Origin of the sequence: Micromonospora globbae (genome assembly GCF_003610785.1) — a bacterium.
Taxonomy (GTDB): Bacteria; Actinomycetota; Actinomycetes; order Mycobacteriales; family Micromonosporaceae; genus Micromonospora; species Micromonospora globbae.
This window is the reverse complement of the sequence record NZ_RAQQ01000011.1, coordinates 178,067-194,479: the sequence shown is the minus strand read 5'-3', so window position 1 is coordinate 194,479 and position 16,413 is coordinate 178,067. Positions and strand designations below refer to the sequence as shown.

At 72.3% G+C, this 16,413-nt stretch carries 12 protein-coding genes; 9 read left to right on the top strand and 3 right to left on the bottom strand.

The window, feature by feature from the left end; genetic code table 11:
* Positions 1-237: 237 nt before the first annotated feature.
* The 4 genes from D7I43_RS17120 (at position 238) to D7I43_RS17105 (ending at position 4,500) form a co-directional block, all read left to right on the top strand.
* On the top strand, positions 238-1,272 hold the full coding sequence (locus D7I43_RS17120) for a LacI family DNA-binding transcriptional regulator (RefSeq protein ID WP_204985222.1): 1,035 nt from the start codon (positions 238-240) through the stop codon (positions 1,270-1,272).
* A 244-nt stretch (positions 1,273-1,516) separates the two neighbouring features.
* The gene (locus D7I43_RS17115; protein ID WP_120329502.1) at positions 1,517-1,864 is read left to right on the top strand and encodes a DoxX family protein; all 348 of its coding nucleotides are present in this window, start codon (positions 1,517-1,519) and stop codon (positions 1,862-1,864) included.
* Positions 1,865-1,962: 98 nt separating this feature from the next.
* Entirely contained in the window at positions 1,963-2,349 is a 387-nt protein-coding gene (locus D7I43_RS17110; protein ID WP_158610111.1) for an Imm1 family immunity protein, read from the top strand.
* Positions 2,350-2,610: 261 nt separating this feature from the next.
* Positions 2,611-4,500 (top strand): CocE/NonD family hydrolase, encoded by a 1,890-nt coding sequence (locus D7I43_RS17105; protein ID WP_240033008.1) that lies wholly within the window; start codon positions 2,611-2,613, stop codon positions 4,498-4,500.
* A 69-nt stretch (positions 4,501-4,569) separates the two neighbouring features.
* Here the strand turns inward: D7I43_RS17105 and D7I43_RS17100 are convergent, their stop codons facing one another.
* Complete coding sequence (locus tag D7I43_RS17100; protein ID WP_120329499.1) at positions 4,570-6,057, bottom strand: DUF1349 domain-containing protein; 1,488 nt, start codon at positions 6,055-6,057, stop codon at positions 4,570-4,572.
* A gap of 86 nt (positions 6,058-6,143) precedes the next feature.
* On the opposite strand from D7I43_RS17100, the gene D7I43_RS17095 reads away from it, so the two are divergent.
* The 4 genes from D7I43_RS17095 to D7I43_RS17080 all read left to right on the top strand — a co-directional run bounded on the left by D7I43_RS17095 (position 6,144) and on the right by D7I43_RS17080 (position 11,732).
* Complete coding sequence (locus D7I43_RS17095; RefSeq protein ID WP_240033007.1) at positions 6,144-7,301, top strand: sensor histidine kinase; 1,158 nt, start codon at positions 6,144-6,146, stop codon at positions 7,299-7,301.
* The gene (locus D7I43_RS17090) at positions 7,298-7,954 is read left to right on the top strand and encodes a response regulator transcription factor (RefSeq protein ID WP_120329497.1); all 657 of its coding nucleotides are present in this window, start codon (positions 7,298-7,300) and stop codon (positions 7,952-7,954) included. The genes D7I43_RS17095 and D7I43_RS17090 overlap by 4 nt, the downstream gene beginning before the upstream one ends.
* Before the next feature lie 24 nt (positions 7,955-7,978).
* The gene (locus tag D7I43_RS17085) at positions 7,979-8,587 is read left to right on the top strand and encodes a class I SAM-dependent methyltransferase (protein WP_120329496.1); all 609 of its coding nucleotides are present in this window, start codon (positions 7,979-7,981) and stop codon (positions 8,585-8,587) included.
* A 340-nt stretch (positions 8,588-8,927) separates the two neighbouring features.
* The gene (locus D7I43_RS17080) at positions 8,928-11,732 is read left to right on the top strand and encodes a helix-turn-helix transcriptional regulator (protein ID WP_204985221.1); all 2,805 of its coding nucleotides are present in this window, start codon (positions 8,928-8,930) and stop codon (positions 11,730-11,732) included.
* Between the two features lie 28 nt (positions 11,733-11,760).
* Here D7I43_RS17080 and D7I43_RS17075 read toward each other — a convergent pair whose 3' ends face one another.
* Positions 11,761-12,267 carry an SRPBCC family protein gene (locus tag D7I43_RS17075; RefSeq protein WP_120329495.1) on the bottom strand — a complete coding sequence of 169 codons (507 nt, stop codon included), beginning with the start codon at positions 12,265-12,267 and terminating at the stop codon, positions 11,761-11,763.
* Between the two features lie 471 nt (positions 12,268-12,738).
* Between D7I43_RS17075 and D7I43_RS17070 the strand changes: the two genes are divergently transcribed.
* Positions 12,739-13,575, top strand: coding sequence for an alpha/beta fold hydrolase (locus D7I43_RS17070; RefSeq protein ID WP_120329494.1), 837 nt, complete (start codon positions 12,739-12,741; stop codon positions 13,573-13,575).
* A 114-nt stretch (positions 13,576-13,689) separates the two neighbouring features.
* On the opposite strand, the gene rph is transcribed toward D7I43_RS17070, so the two are convergent.
* Positions 13,690-16,272, bottom strand: a complete 2,583-nt coding sequence (gene rph / locus D7I43_RS17065; protein WP_204985227.1) for a rifamycin-inactivating phosphotransferase — start codon at positions 16,270-16,272, stop codon at positions 13,690-13,692.
* Positions 16,273-16,413 lie beyond the last annotated feature (141 nt).

The window sequence follows — 16,413 nt, the reverse complement described above, 5'->3', positions numbered from 1 at the left end:
CGGGTGAGACGGGCGGGGGTGAGAGTCATCCGCGAGATCCACTCTTGAAACGTTTCAAGGAAGCGCCGCAGGAAAGGTGGAGCGTGGTCGGGGGAAGATATCGGAGTGGGTAACGTTTCCCAAATGTTTCGGCTGACCCTAGAAGTTCATCGAAGGGTCGTCAAGAGGTCTGGTGATGACGCGGTTTAATCCCGGGTCTACGCTCTGGGCAACGTTGCACAGAGCTGGAGGTTATGAGTGGACGAAGCGCCCGCCCGACGCATCACCATCGTCGACGTCGCACGGCACGCTCAGGTGTCCACCACCGCGGTGTCGAAGGTGCTGCGCAACGCGTACGGCGTGAGCCCGAAGATGCAGGCGAAGGTGCGGCAGGCGATCAGCGAGTTGGGTTACCGTCCCAACGCCTCCGCCAGGGGCTTGCGGGGCCGGACGTACACCATCGGCGTGATGCTGCCCGACATCCGCAACCCGTTCTTCGCCGAGGTCCTCGACGGCCTCACCGGCCGTATCGCCGGCACGGAGTACCAGGTCCTGCTCGGCCCCGGCTGCAACGGCGAGGACGCCGAGGCTCGCGTCATCCACGCCATGATCGACCGCGGCATGGACGGCCTCATCCTGATAGCGCCCATCTCCGCGCGCGCTCACCTCGAGCGGGTCGCCGCCCTCGTCCCCACCGTCGTCGTGGGCCGGCACGGGCACTCCCACACCTACGACACCGTGGCCGACGACGACCTCACCGGCGCCGCCCTGGTCGTGAACCACCTCGCCGACCTCGGCCACCGCCGCATCGCCCACATCGAACACCACGAGAGCACACCGGACTGCCTCGCCGAGATGCCCAACGCCATCCGCGCCGAGGGTTACCGGCGGGCCATGCGGGCCAGGGGCCTCGCCGACGGGATCGACATCGCCTCCACGACCTACACGCAGGAGGGCGGTTACCTTGGGGCGAAGCAACTGCTCGCGCGCCCCGTCCGGCCCACCGCGATCTTCGCCGGTGCCGACATCGTCGCCATGGGCGCCCTCGACGCCATCGCCGAGGCCGGCCTGAGCGTTCCCACCGACATATCCATCGCCGGCTACGACAACACCACGTTCGCCGCGTTCCGGCCGATCTCGCTGACCAGCGTCGACCAGGCCGGTCACGAGATCGGGGCCAACGCGGCCCGGCTCCTGCTCGACCGCATCGCCGACCGCAGCCGTCCCACCGCGCAGGTCAAGCTCTCCCCCACCCTCGTCGTCCGCCGCACGACCGCCCCGCCACCGGCCTAGCGGTCCGCGCGCCGCCCCGGGCTCGACGTTCTCCGAGCCCGGCACGAACCCGCTGGACGAGATCGGCCCGCCAGGATCACTCGCATTCCGCGCTTCCGGCGCCTCCCGCCGGGGGAAGGCCCACCGCTGCCCTACGCACGGGCCCCGCCTCCCCACCTGCTGTGGCGTGGGTCACCTCGGTTCACGGCGGGCCGGTCGTGGTCCGTCCTGGGGTCGTCAGTGACACGCGAAAGGACACAGGACCATGTCGACCACCGCCACCATCGTCACCATCGCCGCCGCGCTCTGGGTCGGGTTCTCCGCCGCCTCCGTCTTCCTCCGCGCCACGTGGGTCGTCGGACCCCTCGCCGAGTACGGGGTGCCCCGCTCGTGGTGGCCGTGGCTCGGGGTCGCCAAGGCCGCCGGGTCGGTCGGCCTGCTCGTGGGCCTGTTCGTGCCCGTCGTCGGCGTGCTCGCCGCCGTCGGCCTCGTGCTCTACTTCGTCGGCGCCGTCGTCACCGTCCTCCGGGCCCGTTCGTACGGCCACGTGCCGTTCCCGCTGCTGTACCTGGCGCCGGTCGTCGCCGCCCTCGCACTCGGGTTCCCCGGCTGAGGCGACGCGGGCGGACCGACGGGCACCCGCGGCGGCGGTGCGGCCACTAGGCTCGCTCATCCCGTGTGGGACCACGACCAGGAACAGGTGAGGTCACCGTGCAGGTCTGGATCGACGGCACCGCCACCACGGTGACCGACGTCGCCGAACTCGACGCGATCCTCGGCGACGAACCACCGGGGGAGGTGACTCTCGCCAGCGACGCCGCCTGGCGGACCCTGCACATCAGCTTCTGGCGAGATCGGGCCGGCCTGTACTGGGAGAGCGAGACCGACATCCTCCTCGCGTGGGGCCCGGTGCCGCCGGGTGCGCCGGGAAACCAGGTCGTCGGCGACGCCGAGTACGCCTACGACGACCCGCGGTTCGCCCTTCCCGACGGCATCGAGCCCTTCGAGGTCACCCACGCCGAGGCCCGGCAGGCGGCCCACGAGTTCCTGCGAACCGATGGACGCCCCACCAACGTCCAGTGGGTCGTCAAACCCTAGACGCGGTGGCAGCGGCACGGTTCGCGGGCCGGAGGACAGTGCCGCTGCCATGCCTCCGGCCCGGCCGGGCGTCCCCGCGGGTGGACGTCGCGCACGAGCAGCCCGTACGCGTGCCGACGTCTCGGCAGATGTCCATGCGGCGCGCCGCGGAGTTCGTGCATCTGCCGGAAGACGATCAACTGGCCTTTTCGTAGCGTCCGGGGGTGGTCGCGCCGGCGCGTGACGAGAGCGCCGCCCGCAGGCCGGATGAGGGGGAGGTCAATGAGGGCGATCATTCCGATCGGTACGGTGCTGGCGATGCTGGCCGTGACGGCGCCGGCAGTCGCGGCCCAGCGGGTCGAGACGGTGACGGTCACCGTCGCGGACGGAGTCACCCAGCCGGTGTTCGGATACGCCGACGCGATCCGCGAACGGGTCTGGGTCGACACCGACGTGGACAGCGACCGGGACGGCGTCAAGGACGTCGTCCGTGTCGACCTCATCCGGCCGGCCGCCACCGAGCGGGGTCTGAAGGTCCCCGTCATCATCGACAACAGCCCGTACTACACGACGTTGGGGCGCGGCAACGAGTCCGAACTCAAGGCGGACGTCGACGGTGACGGCCTTCTCGACCGCTGGCCGCTGTTCTACGACAACTACTTCGTCCCCCGTGGCTACGCCGTCGCGCTCGTCGACATGGTCGGCACGGCCGGCTCCACCGGCTGCCCGACCATCCAGGGCGCGAACGAGAACGCCACCGGACCGGCCGTCGTCGACTGGCTCAACGGCCGGCGGGACGCGCACGACTCGCACGGCGATCCGGTGGTGGTCGACTGGCACAACGGCAGGTCCGGGATGATCGGCAAGTCGTACGACGCGTCCCTGGCGATGGCCGCGGCGGTGTCCGGCGTCGAGGGCCTGTCGACGGTGGTTCCCATCGCCGGTCCGTACAACTACTACGACTACACCCGCGCCAACGGCATCGTGACGCGTGGCAACAACTACCTCGGGTCGCTCGCCCGGACCATCACGGCGGACGACCCGGCCCGTCAGTCCCGGTGCGCGCCGGTCTGGAACGAGATCGCGGCCGACGACGGCGACGAGCACGGCGACTACACGCCGTTCTGGCACGAGCGGAACTACCTGGACGACGCCGCGAAGATCAAGGCGAGCGTGTTCCTCGTGCACGGCATCCAGGACGACAACGTCCGGGCGGATCACTTCAGCAAGTTCTGGGAGGCGCTGAAGACGTACGACGTCCCCCGGAAGCTGTGGATCGGCCGGGTCGGGCACGTCGAGCCGTTCGACTTCCGCCGGGACGTCTGGGTCGACACGCTGCACCGCTGGTTCGACTACTGGCTCCAGGGCGTCGACAACGGCATCACCGGCGAGCCGACGGTCGACGTGGAACCGTCCGTCGGCGTCTGGGAACGGCACGCGGACTGGCCGATTCCCGGCACGGGAAACGTCAACGTCTGGCTGCGTCCGGGCGCCGACAGCGCCGGAGAACTCGCGCTCACCCCGGCCAAGGCCGCCCCGACGACCCGCTCGTTCACCGACAACCCGAGCCAGACCGAAGCCACGATGATCAACAACCCCGACCAGCCGAACGGGAGCCGCCTGGCCTTCCTGTCCCCACCGCTGGCGGAGGACCTGCGGATCTCGGGCACTCCCGTGGTCAACCTCGTCGCGTCGTCGAGCCTCGACGAGGCGTACTTCGGCGCCATCCTCGTCGAGTACGGGCCGAGCACGCAGAACAACCGGACCGGTGACGGCGTCGTCCAGACGACGTTGCCCGAGGAGTGCTACGGCGAGTCGAGCCCGTCCGACGACGGGTGCTACCGGCCCGTCGCGTACCGGCCGACCGACGTCACCCAGTGGCGGGTGACCAAGGGGATCCGCGACGGGCAGAACCGCGACTCGATCGCGGCGCCCGACCCGATGACGCCCGGCCAGATGTACGAGATCAGCATTCCCCTGCTGCCGGAGGACTACGTCTTCTCCGCCGGCAACCGGATCGGCGTCGTCATCGTCGGCAGCTACCGCGGCTACTCGGCGGCGACGCTCGCCTCGCGGCCCACCATCACGGTCGACACCAAGGTCAGCCACGTCTCCCTGCCGGTGCTCGGCGGTCAGCAGGCCGCCCGCCGAGCCGGGATCCCGCACCGCTGACGTCCGCCGACCAGCAACGACGCGGAAGAGTCACCCTCGGGCGAGGGTGACTCTTCCGCGCCCGTCCCGCTATCGCCAGTCGGTGTCCGCGCCCCGCGTGCGGCCCAGTGCCACCCACGCCACGACCACCGTGTACGCGCACAGCACGCCGAGACCGCCCCACCACGGCAGCGGGAAGTAGCCGGCGGACGGGGCGTGGTGCGCCGTCACCTGTGGATACTCCACCGCCGTCTGTCGGACGGCGAAGCCGGCGGCCGGGGTCAGCCGCAGCAGCCACTCGGCCACCCCGTCCGGCAGCAGCGGCACCGTGGTGACGGCGTACGGCAGGGCGACCAGCGACAGCCCGACGGCCATCGCTGCCCCGCCACGGCGCAGCCACACGCCGAGCCCGTACGCGAGGGCCGCACAGAGCGCGAGCACCACCGCGACGCCGACGATCACCCGAGCGAGGGTCGGCGCCGGCACCGGCTGCACCGGGATGCCGTTGTGGTCGAGGATCGCCGTGCCCGCCGGGACGACGACACCGGCGGCGACCAGACCGGTGACGAAGGCGGCCCCGGCGACGACGGCGGCCCGCGCGAAGACCACCCGACGGGTGGGCCCCTCGTGCGCCGTGCGCGTACCGTATCGGGCCGCGACGACGAGCAGGACGGTCAACGCGACGACCAGGCCGGGCAGGGTCGTCCCGACGCCGCGCGCGCCGTCCTCGCTGAGCGGCCCGATGTCGCCGGTGCCGCTGACCGTGATGACGCCGTCCCTCTCGATGGCGCCCGAGGCGTTGTGGTACTTCTCCCAGTCGCTCTGGTTCATCTGGCCGACCGGGTCGCTGTGCCATCCACCGGCGGCGCCGCCCTCGACGGTCACGTTGTCGAAGACGCCGACGGCCTGGGTGAACCGGACCTCCTCGACCGCGCCACCGAGGCCGACCGGGCGGAGCGTGAGGTCGCCGGGTGAGGTGGCGAAGAGGCCGACCTGCACGACGTCCGGCAGCCCGTCGAGCGTCGCCGTCGCGACGGTGTGCCACCGCGTGCCGTCGGCCGACTCGGCACCGGTGATGGTGTCGCCCGATCGGGTCAGACGCAGCCAGCGCGGGGACTGCTCCGTGACGGGGCCGGGGCTCCCGGCGACGTCGTGCGTGTAGTCGTACTGGAAGCGCACGCCGTTGCCGCCGGTCATCGTGAGCGCCGCGTAGCGCGAGCCCTGCCGCAGGCCGTCCTTGACGATGATCCCCGCCTTCGCCCACGGCACCAGCCCGGGCACGATCCGGTCGTGGTGCGGTGGTGGGTAGGTGATGGTTCCGGTCATCGACGTCAGCCGGACGGTGATGCTGCCTTCGCGGCCCAGGTCGCGATGCAGGAACCAGAATCTGTCGCTGACGACGGAGCCGTCGTCGGCGACGGGAACGGCCGGGCAGGCGCCGGCGCAGGACGAGCGGTTGCCGGCGGCGGACAGCAGGCCCAGCGCGATGACGGCGAGTGCCGCGGCGGCCAGGGCGATCAGGCGGCTCGGGCGGCGGAACGCGGTCCATTCCCGGCGCAGGAGTTCGGTGGTCGACATGCCGCCGGTTCTACGCAGCGGGCCGTCACACCGTCCGAACAGGCGCTGTCATGCCGTTGTTAGGTCGTGCGGGGCATGCTGGTGGGGTGCTCAGGCTGCGCAGCGGGACCGTCGGGGCCCGGTTCACGATCTTGTACGCCGTCGTGTTCCTCGCCTCCGGCGTCGGGCTGTTGGGCCTGGCCTTCCTGCTCTCCGGCGGCGGCACGAGCAACGCCGTGCCGGCCCGCAATCCCCCGGCCTCCGCCCTGGGCGACCTCGACGCGGCGCAGCAGCGCATCCGCCAGTTGGAGGAGCAGTTGGCGGGGGCGGACGCCCAGCAGGCCCGGCAGCTGCTGGTCGGCTCGCTGGTGGCGCTGACGGTGATGGCGGTCGTCTCGTTGCTGCTCGGCCGGGTGCTGGCCCGGCGCGTACTGCGGCCGTTGCGGCTCATCACCAGGGCCACGCGGGACATCTCCGCCGACAGCCTGCACCGGCGGCTGGCCGTCACCGGGCCCGCCGACGAGGTGAAGGACCTCGCCGACACCATCGACGAACTGCTCCAACGGCTCGAGGCGTCGTTCGTCGCACAACGCCGCTTCGTGGCCAACGCCTCGCACGAACTGCGTACGCCGCTCACGACGATGCGGGCGTCGCTGGACGTCGCGGTCGCCAAGCCGGACCCGGACGCCTCGACGGTGGCGCTCGCGGACCGCCTCCGTACGCAACTGGACCGGGTCGACCACCTGCTCGACGGGTTCCTCGTGCTGGCCCGGGCGCAACACGGCGCGCTGGCCGACACGGCCGTGGTCGACCTCGCCGACCTCGTCGGCGCGGCGCTGCGGGAGAGGTCCGCCGACGCGCGGGCGAAGGGGCTGCGCGTGGCGTCGGTCGTGCCGTCGGCGACACACGTCCAGGGCAGCGAGGCGCTGCTGGGGCGGTTGGTGGGCAACCTCGTCGACAACGCCGTGACCCACAACGAGCAGGGAGGTTGGATCCGGATGGCCGCGTCCGCGACCGAGGAGCAGGAGATCGCGCTGATCGTGGAGACCGGCGGGCGCGTCCTCGACCAGCGGGAGGTCGACCGGCTGGCGCAGCCGTTCGAGCGGCTCGGCGCCGAGCGTACCGGTTCGTCCGGCCTCGGCCTGTCCATCGTGGCGGCCGTGGCGGCCGCGCACGGTGGCCGGCTCGCCCTGCTCGCCCGACCGGAGGGCGGCCTGCGTGTGTCGGTCACCCTCCCGGCCGCGAAGGTGCCGGTGCGGGCATGAGGATCCTCGTCGTCGAAGACGACCACGCGCTGGCCGAGGTCGTCGCGGAGGGACTGCGCGACCAGGGGATGGCCGTCGACCTCGCCCACGACGGGCTGACCGCCGCCGCCAAACTCGACCTCACCGCGCACGACGTGGTGGTGCTGGACCGGGACCTGCCCGGCCTCCACGGCGACACACTGTGCCAAATGATCAGCGAGCGGCCGGACCGGCCGATGGTGCTGATGCTGACTGCGGCCGGCGCACCCGGGGATCGGGTCAGCGGCCTGACCCTGGGCGCGGACGACTACCTGGCCAAGCCCTTCCACTTCCCGGAGCTGATCCTGCGCGTCCGTGCGCTGGCCCGCCGCAGGCCCGACGCACGCCCGCGGACACTGCGCGTCGCCGGGATCGAGTTGGACCCGGTACGCCGGACCGCGGTTCGCGACGGGCGGCACCTGCACCTCTCCGTGAAGGAGTTCGCCGTGCTGGAAGCGCTGCTGCTGGCGAGCCCCGGCTTCCTGAGCACCGAGACGCTGCTCGAACAGGTCTGGGACGAGAACGCCGACCCGTTCACCAACACTGTGACCGTGACGGTCGGCCGGCTGCGCCGCAAACTCGGCAACCCACCGGTCATCGCCACGACGCCAGGAGTGGGCTACCGGATCGCCTGATCCGCGTGCCCCTATAGTCGGGCGGTGAACGCGGAGCAGGTCCGGCAGGCGTACGCCTCCGTCGCGGAGCTCTACATCGAGCTGTTCGGCACGCGCCAGCAGGTGCACGCCGACGACCTCGCCTTCATCGGGCGACATCTGGCGGGCCGGCCCGGCAGGGTGCTCGATCTGGGCTGTGGGCCGGGCCACATCACCGACTACCTCCGCTCGCTGGGCGCCGACGCGACGGGGATCGACATGGTGCCCGAGTTCGTCGCCCACGCGCGGGCGACCCACCCGGGCGGCGACTACCGCCTCGGGTCGATCGACGACCTCGCCGCGGCCGACCACTCCGTGGCCGGCATCCTGGCCTGGTACTCGTTGATCCACCTACCGCCGCAGGAGGTCGACGGCGTGCTCGCCGAGTTCCGGCGGGTGCTGGCCCCGGCCGGGACGTTGGTGCTCGGTCTCTTCACCGGTGACGAGGTCGCCGCCTTCGACCACAAGGTGGCGACCGCCTACCGCTGGCCCCTCGACGAGTTCTCCCAGCGGCTGGCGCAGGCCGGGTTCACGGAGGTCGAGCGGCTGGCGCGGCCCGGCGACGGCACCCACCGGCCGCACGCCGCCGTCGCGGCGGTCGTGACGGACGGGTGAGCCGGACCGGCGAGGCTCACCGGACGACCCGCAGGGCCCGCGCGGACGCCAGGTGGTCCGGCGCCGGCAGATGGGCAAGTTGGGCGGCACCGGCAACGCCCGGGCTCGGCGGGCACCTGCCGACGGGACCGCGGCCGCCGGAAGGCCCGCCCTGTCCTCGGAGTGAGCGTGCCCTCTCCTGATCCGCCCATCTTCGGAATGACCATTCCAGCTGGGTAGGGTGGCACCGCGGGTGCGGGGCACGACGAGCCGATCGTGACCCGCCCGCGGCCGGTGCCGGCCTGCTTGTCCGGTATCGGCCCCACGAGGCCGCGGCGACGGCGAAAGGGGCGAGCACGGCTTGGACCTTCGCATCGCTGATGATTCCGGCACCCTGACCGGGTCGCTGGTCGGCCGTGCGGACGAGCTGTTGTCGACCCGCAGGTTCCTGCGGCAGGCGGCGGTCAACGGCGGGGCGTTGCTGATCTCGGGAGAGCCGGGGGTCGGCAAGACGGCACTGCTCGACGCCGTCGCGGAGGCCGCCGCGGAGACGGGTACGCGGGTGCTCCGGGCCGCCGGGGTCGAGTTCGAGGCCGACGTCAGCTACTCGGGGCTGAACCAGCTCCTGTTCCCGCTCTACGACGCCTTCGGCGAGCTGGCGCCCGCCCACCGGGAGGCGCTGCGGGTGGCGCTGGGGTTCGGCACCGGCCAGCCGCCGGACCGGCTGCTGGTGTCCAACGCGGTGCTGCTGCTGTTGCGGGCCACGGCCGTCGCGCAGCCGCTGCTGCTCATCGTCGACGACCTGCCCTGGCTGGACCGGGCGAGTTCGGCGGTGCTCGGGTTCGTCGCGCGCAGGCTGGTCGGCACCAGCGTCGGGTTCCTCGCCGCGTGCCGGGCGCAGACCGCCAGCTTCTTCGAGCACGGCGGGATCCCCGAGTTCGAACTGCAACCGTTGCCGGCCGCCGCCGCCGAGGAGCTGATCGACCGACGCTTTCCCGACCTCGCGCCCGCCGTCCGGCGCCGGCTGCTGTCCGAGGCTCGCGGGAATCCACTCGCCCTGCTGGAACTCCCCAGCGCCCTGACCGGGCCGCAACGTCTCGCCGCGGCGTCGCTGCCCGCGGTCCTCCCGCTGACCCGGCGTCTCCAGGTGCTCTTCGCGTCGCGGGTGTCCCGACTGCCCGAGCCCTGCCGCCGGCTCCTGCTGCTCGGAGCACTCGACGGTACGGGCGATCTCGGCGTCCTGCTCACGGCCGCGGGCGAGTACGACCTCGACGACCTCGCACCGGCCGAACGTGACCAGCTCGTCCACGTCCACGGCAACAGCCGCCGCTTCGCCTTCCGGCACCCGCTGATCGAGTCGGCCGTCGTGGAGGTCGCCACGAGCAGCGAGCTGCGCTGGGCACACACCGCCCTCGCCCGGACGCTGGTCACCCAGCCGGAGCGCCGGGCGTGGCACCTCGGCGAGGCCACCGTCGGCCCCGACGAGGAGGTGGCCGGCCTGCTGGAACAGGCCGCGCACCGGATCCTGCGCCGGGGTGACGCGGTGGGCGCGGTGGCATCCCTGACGCGCGCGGCCGAACTCACCCCGGACGCCGTCGACCGTGGCCGGCGTCTCGCCCAGGCCGCGTACATCGGCGCGGACGCCGGCGGCGAGCTGACCAACGCGTCGCAGTTGCTGGACGACTCCCGACGGGCAAGTCCCGGCGGCTCGCTGTACGCCAGCGCCGCCGCCGTGTACCTGCTCCTCAACAGCGACGGCGACGTCCGGACGGCGCACCGGCTGCTGGTCGGCGCCATCGAGTCCGGCGACCACGGCTACGACGCCGACGACCCGGCTCTCCTGGACGCGCTGCACACGCTCCTGCTGCTGTGCTTCTTCTCCGGCGAGCCCGCGGCGTGGGAGCCGTTCTTCGCCGCCCTCGGCCGGCTGACACCCGAGGTGCCCGCGCCGCTCGCGGTGGCGGCGGCGAGCTTCGGTGACCCGGCACGTACGGGTCAGGCGGCGGCGAGCCGCTTCGACGCGATGGTCGCCGGCATGAGCGACGAGGTCGACCCGAATCAGATCGTCCGGATCGGCATCGCCGCGATCTACCTGGACCGGCTCTCCGACTGCCGGGACGCCCACTGGCGGGTGGTGCGCCTGGGGCGCGAGGGCGCGGCGCCGGCCCGCCGCCACCTCGGCGTGCTGTTGCACCTCTGCTTCGACGACTACCACAGCGGGCGGTGGGACGAGGCGGCGGAACTCGCCGAGGAGGGCCTCCGCCTGTGCGACGAGCGCGGCTTCCGGTTCGTCGCCCGGTACTTCCAGTACGTCCAGGCGCTGCTCGCGGCGGCGCGCGGCGACGCCGAGGCCAGCGACACGTTGACCGACGCCATCCTGCGTTTCGCGGTGCCGCGCGGCGCCCGGGCAGTGGAGGTCTACGCCTACCACGTCCGGGGCCTCAACGACCTGGCGCGTGGCGACCACGAGAGCGCGTACCAGCACGCGACCGCCATCAGCCCCGCGGGCCGGCTCGCGCCGTACGTGCCGCACGCCCTGTGGGGATGCCTGGATCTCGTCGAGGCGGCCGTACGCACCAACCGCCTCACCGAGGCCGCCGCTCACGCCGCCGCCGTCGACGAGGCGAACCTGGCCGGCGTGTCACCGCGGCTCGCGCTGCTCAGCGCCGCGGCATCGGCGTTCGCCGCCCCCGACGACAAGGCCGAGGAGCTGTTCGAGGCGGCGCTGGCGCTGCCCGGCGTCGAGCGCTGGCCGTTCGACCTCGCCCGGGTGCGGCTCGTGTACGGGGAACGGCTGCGCCGGCTCCGGGCGACCGCGAGGGCTCGGACGCAGCTCCGGACCGCGCTCGCGACCTTCGAGCTGTTGGGCGCCCGGCCGTGGGCCGAACGCGCGGCCAACGAACTGCGGGCCACCGGCCTGACCAAGCCGCGGACCGGCACCCGGTCCACCGTCCTCACCCCGCAGGAGCGGGAGATCGCGGAGCTGGCCGGGTCCGGACTGACGAACAAGCAGATCGGCGAGAAGTTGTTCCTCTCGCACCGGACCGTCGGCACTCACCTGTACCAGATCTTCCCCAAGCTGGGCATCACCTCCAGAGTGGCGCTCCGCGACGCCCTGGCGGCACTCGGCGACGACGAGGCCCCGGAGCCCGACGAACCACCCTGAACGCCCGGGGCCGCGCCGGTGTCGGCCGTCACGCCGACGGCGCGACGCCCTCCGCGCGCTGCTTCAGGCGCAGCAGCGTGTCCTGGTGCGCGTAGTAGATCTCCTCGGCCGGAGAGTTGCGCATCAGCACCGTGGTGAGTTCCCGCTCCACCTTCTTGGCGATCACGTGCGTGCCGGGGGCGACCGGGACGAGGATCCAGGCCTGGTAGATGCTCAGGTCGACGGAGGAGCCGATCCAGCCGAACCGGGTGTCCGGCTCGTACTCGGTGACCACCGCCTCCAGCCGCGCGCCGTACATCTCGACCTCGAACTCGGCACCCAGCCGGATCCCGCCCGGGACACGCGTCGCACGCACCCCGGGAACCCAGTCGGGCCACCGCGCGACGTCGACCAGGTGCGTGTACACCTGCTGGGGCGACGCCGCGATGAGGGCCTCCGCGTGCATCGAGGACTCCGCGCGCGGCTGCGTGACGTCCGAGCGGTACGTGTCCCGGCGCGCCCAGGACACGCCGTGGCCGGCCCAGGGGTGAATCATCTCGGTCTCCTTCGACTGTTCGTGGCACCGCTCGTCGCGCCGGCCCCGCCCGCTCCGACGACGTACGGGCGACGGCCGGGTCGCTGCGCGGGACCACTCTCCCGGCGCCGGGCCGGCGAGTCACCGGTCGAATGACTGGGCGGACGACGGCCCCCGGCCCCGGAGGGTCGCCGCCCTGGTCAGGGCACGGCGGAGGAACGGCACGGCGGAGGAACGGCACGGCGGAGGAACGGCGCGGCGGCGGGCCGCAGCGGGCACCCGCGCGTGACCTACGCCGGCGGTCCGGCCGTTACGTCATCAGAGCGGAAGTCGTACGCCGACCGCAGCGGCGCCCGTCCAGTCATCCGACGGATGCAGCCATCGGCGCGGTGATCCGAGTCTTGAACGGCCGCGGAGGACACGGTCAGCACGGTGCGGCCGCCGCCCACGGCGCCCTCGCCGCGAGGGATCAGATCAAGGAGAGAATGCACGATGCCGTACATCACCGTCGGTGAAGAGAACAGCACCGCCATCGAGCTGTACTACGAGGACCACGGCACGGGCCAGCCGGTCGTGCTGATCCACGGTTTCCCGCTCGACGGACACTCGTGGGAGAAGCAGTCGGCCGCGCTGCTGCAGGCCGGCTACCGGGTCGTCACCTACGACCGCCGCGGCTTCGGCCGGTCGAGCCAGCCCGCCGTCGGGTACGACTACGACACGTTCGCGGCGGACCTGAACGTCCTGATGGAGAAGCTCGACCTGACCGACGCCGTCCTCGTCGGCTTCTCGATGGGCACCGGCGAGGTCGCCCGGTACGTGAGCCGGCACGGCTCGGCGCGGGTCGCGAAGGTCGCCTTCCTCGCGTCGCTGGAGCCGTTCCTGCTCAAGACGGACGACAACCCGACCGGCGCCGCCCCACGGGAGTTCTTCGAGGGCGTCGCGGAGCAGGTGCGCAAGGACCGGTACGCCTACTACACCGCGTTCTACGCCGACTTCTACAACCTGGACGAGAACCTGGGGACCAGGATCAGCGAGGAGGCAGTCCGGAACAGCTGGGCCGTCGCCACCTCTGGTGGCTGGTACGGCGCCGCGGCCGCGCCCCTGACCTGGTTCACCGACTTCCGGGCCGACATCCCCACGATCGACGTGCCGGCCCTCATCCTGCACGGCACCGGCGACCGGATCCTGCCCATCGACGCCACCGGACGCCCGTTCCACCGGGCGCTGCCGGACGCCGACTACGTCGAGATCGAGGGTGCGCCGCACGGCCTGCTCTGGACGCACGCCGACGAGGTCAACAGGGCGCTGCTCGCCTTCCTCGAGAAGTAGCGGGCGATGCCGGCGGGCGGGTAGGAGGGTCCCTGCGCCTGCCCGCCCGCCGGCGGCCCCCTGCGGCCGGAGACCTCGTCACGGCCCGCTCATCAGTGCGGGGCAGCGGCTCGGTCAGGCCAGGATCTCGACGTACCCGTCGGTGCCGTGCACGCGGATCCGCTGCCCGTCGCGGATCCGCCGGGTGGCGTCCACCACGCCGACGACGGCCGGCAGGCCGTACTCCCGTGCGATCACCGCGCCGTGCGTCATCAGCCCCCCGACCTCCGTCACGAGGCCCGCGACGGCGACGAACAGGGCTGTCCAGCTGGGGTCCGTGTAGGCGGTGACGAGGATGTCGCCCGGTTCGAGGTCGGCCTGCGCCATGTCCAGGATGACGCGGGCCCGCCCTTCGACGGTCCCGGCCGAGACCGGCAGGCCGACCAGCGCGTCACCCGGCACGTCGTCGCGTCGGTACGCCCCGACGACCGCCTCGCCGTCGGAGGTGAGCACCCGGGGCGGTGTGAGGGACTCGTACGACCGGAACGCCTCCCTGCGCTCGTTGACGAGCCGGTGGTCCACCTCTCCGCTGCGCACGACGTCGTGCAGCTCCTCGAACCTGAGGTAGAAGATGTCCTCCCGCTCACGGAGCACGTGGGCCCGCACGAGGCGCTCGGCCTCGTCCAGCAGGGCCTGCTTGTAGACGAGGTACCGGCTGACCATGCCGTACTTCGGGTACTCCCGGTAGCCGTTGAAGGTCCGGGCCAGGTCGATCATCCGCTTGGCCTCGGCGGCCTTCTGCTCGCCGTCCGGCAGGGCCCGCAGGCGCTCCAGGACGTCGCGTTCCTTCGCCTGCGCCTCCCGCAGGCCCTGCGCGAAGCGCCGCTCGCCGGCGCCGGGCTCGAAGTTCCTGATGTTGGCGAGGATCAGCGGCACGAGCGTGGTGGGTCGTTCGCTCCAGCGGGGCCTGGTGATGTCGATCTCACCGACGCAGCGCATGCCGTACCTGTCGAGGAAGGCCTGGATGGCGTCCCGCGCCTCCGGCCCACCCGCCAGCTTGGGCAGCTCGTCCAGGAAGCCGTCGTCCTCGACGTGCTGCAGGAAGGCCACCACCTCCGGATGCGGGCGGATCGCGTCGGCGACGTCCAGGAGCGCCAGCCCCATCTCCGCCGTGACGTTGTGCGGGACGGACTGGGTGAGCGTGTCGGCCGGGTTCTTCTCACCCAGCCACTCCCCCAGCTGGTCGTTGAGCCAGCGTGTGGCCTCCATCCCCGCCATGATCACCTGGGAGCTCTGCGGCGCGAACAGGAGCCGCCTCAACTCCTCGATGTCGGCCCGGATGAAGTCGAACAGCGCCGATCCGGACACCGTGCGGATGTCCCGCTTCAGAGCGGCGACGGACGCCTGGTTGCGTTCGATCAGCTCGGTGACGACGGCCGGATTGGGTTCGATCGCGGTGGGCGCGCCACCGCCGGGCGGCACCCAGCCCGAGGTGTCGTCGGGGGCCGGGCGGATGAAGCCCTCCCGCTCGACGACCGTCCGCAGCGCGTCCCCGAGCAGCGGATCGGACCGCCCCATCAAGTCCAGGAGACTGGCACGGCTCGCCGGCGCGGCCAGTTGCGGGGTGACGTCGACGAACAGCCTCCCGCCGGCCTCGGCCATCGGCCGGGGGGTCGTCATCTGCCAGAAGGAGAGCCCGAGGGGCTTCATGGCGTCGGTCATCATCTGCCCGTGACCGACGGAGACGTAGACGTGGTTCTCCCCGTCGTCGGTCGCCGGAACGGGGAACAGCGTGGTGACGGGCCGGCTCTGGACCACATGGAAGTCGTCGTCGACCAGGCACCACTCGATGTCCTGAGGGCGGCCGGCGTGCTGCTCGATCCGCCGTCCGAGCCGCACGAGCCGGAGGACCTGCGCATCGGTCAGGGCGGGCTGCTCCTGCCGCTCCGGCTCGACCGCCACGTCCCGCGTCCCGCCGCCCGGCACGGCCTGGACGGCGAGCCGCTTGGCGGCGGCCGCCCTGGCGACGATCTCGTCGTCGCGCACCGTGAACACGTCCGCGTTCACCCGTCCGGAGACCAGGGCCTCGCCGAGGCCGAAGGTGGCCTCCACCGAGGCCACCTTCCGATTGCCCGTGACGGGGTCGGCCGTGAACAGGATGCCGGCCGCCTGCGGGAAGACCATCCGCTGCACGACCACGGCCATGTGGACCTTCCGGTGGTCGATGCCGTTGCGCTGGCGGTAGGTGACGGCCCGCTCGGTGAACAGCGAGGCCCAGCAGCGGCTGACGTGCCGGAGAATCGCCTCCGGCCCCACGACGTTCAGGTACGTGTCCTGCTGCCCCGCGAAGGAGGCCGTCGGCAGGTCCTCGGCCGTCGCGCTGGAGCGGACGGCGTAGGCGGCCTGCTCGCCGAGTTGCGCGAGAGCGCCGGTGATCGCCGTCGCGGCGTCGTCGGGGACGGTGATCCCTTCGATGGTCCGGCGTATATCCGCGGCGAGCGTACGGATCGCCTCCCGATCGTGCGGGTCCAGGCGCGACAACTGGTCGAGCCGTTCGCCCACCGACGGGGCTTCCGCCACGGCACGCCGGTAGGCGTGCGTCGTCACGCAGAAACCGGCCGGCACACGGATCCCGTCGATGCGCGACAGCTCCCCGAGGTGCGCGCCCTTACCGCCGACGACCGCCACGTGCGTCCCGTCGACCTCGTGGAGATCCATCACGTACTGTTCGCTCACGCGGCACCTCCGCGGTGGCCGTGCCGGGTCGGACCGCACCGGCCGGTCGCACGACCGGCGCACAACGCTGTCTCGAACGTCTTGTGGGGCACGTTCTCGTTTCCTTTCGTCTGGCGACCCGGC

Bases quoted from the DNA above. Each gene is read 5' to 3' on its own strand.
- D7I43_RS17115 (WP_120329502.1), top strand. From the start codon at position 1,517: ATGTCGACCACCGCCACCATCGTCACCATCGCCGCCGCGCTCTGGGTC.
- D7I43_RS17100 (WP_120329499.1), bottom strand. From the start codon at position 6,057: ATGTCGACCACCGAACTCCTGCGCCGGGAATGGACCGCGTTCCGCCGC.
- D7I43_RS17075 (WP_120329495.1), bottom strand. From the start codon at position 12,267: ATGATTCACCCCTGGGCCGGCCACGGCGTGTCCTGGGCGCGCCGGGAC.
- rph (WP_204985227.1), bottom strand. From the start codon at position 16,272: ATGGATCTCCACGAGGTCGACGGGACGCACGTGGCGGTCGTCGGCGGT.
- D7I43_RS17105 (WP_240033008.1), top strand. From the start codon at position 2,611: ATGAGGGCGATCATTCCGATCGGTACGGTGCTGGCGATGCTGGCCGTG.
- D7I43_RS17090 (WP_120329497.1), top strand. From the start codon at position 7,298: ATGAGGATCCTCGTCGTCGAAGACGACCACGCGCTGGCCGAGGTCGTC.
- D7I43_RS17070 (WP_120329494.1), top strand. From the start codon at position 12,739: ATGCCGTACATCACCGTCGGTGAAGAGAACAGCACCGCCATCGAGCTG.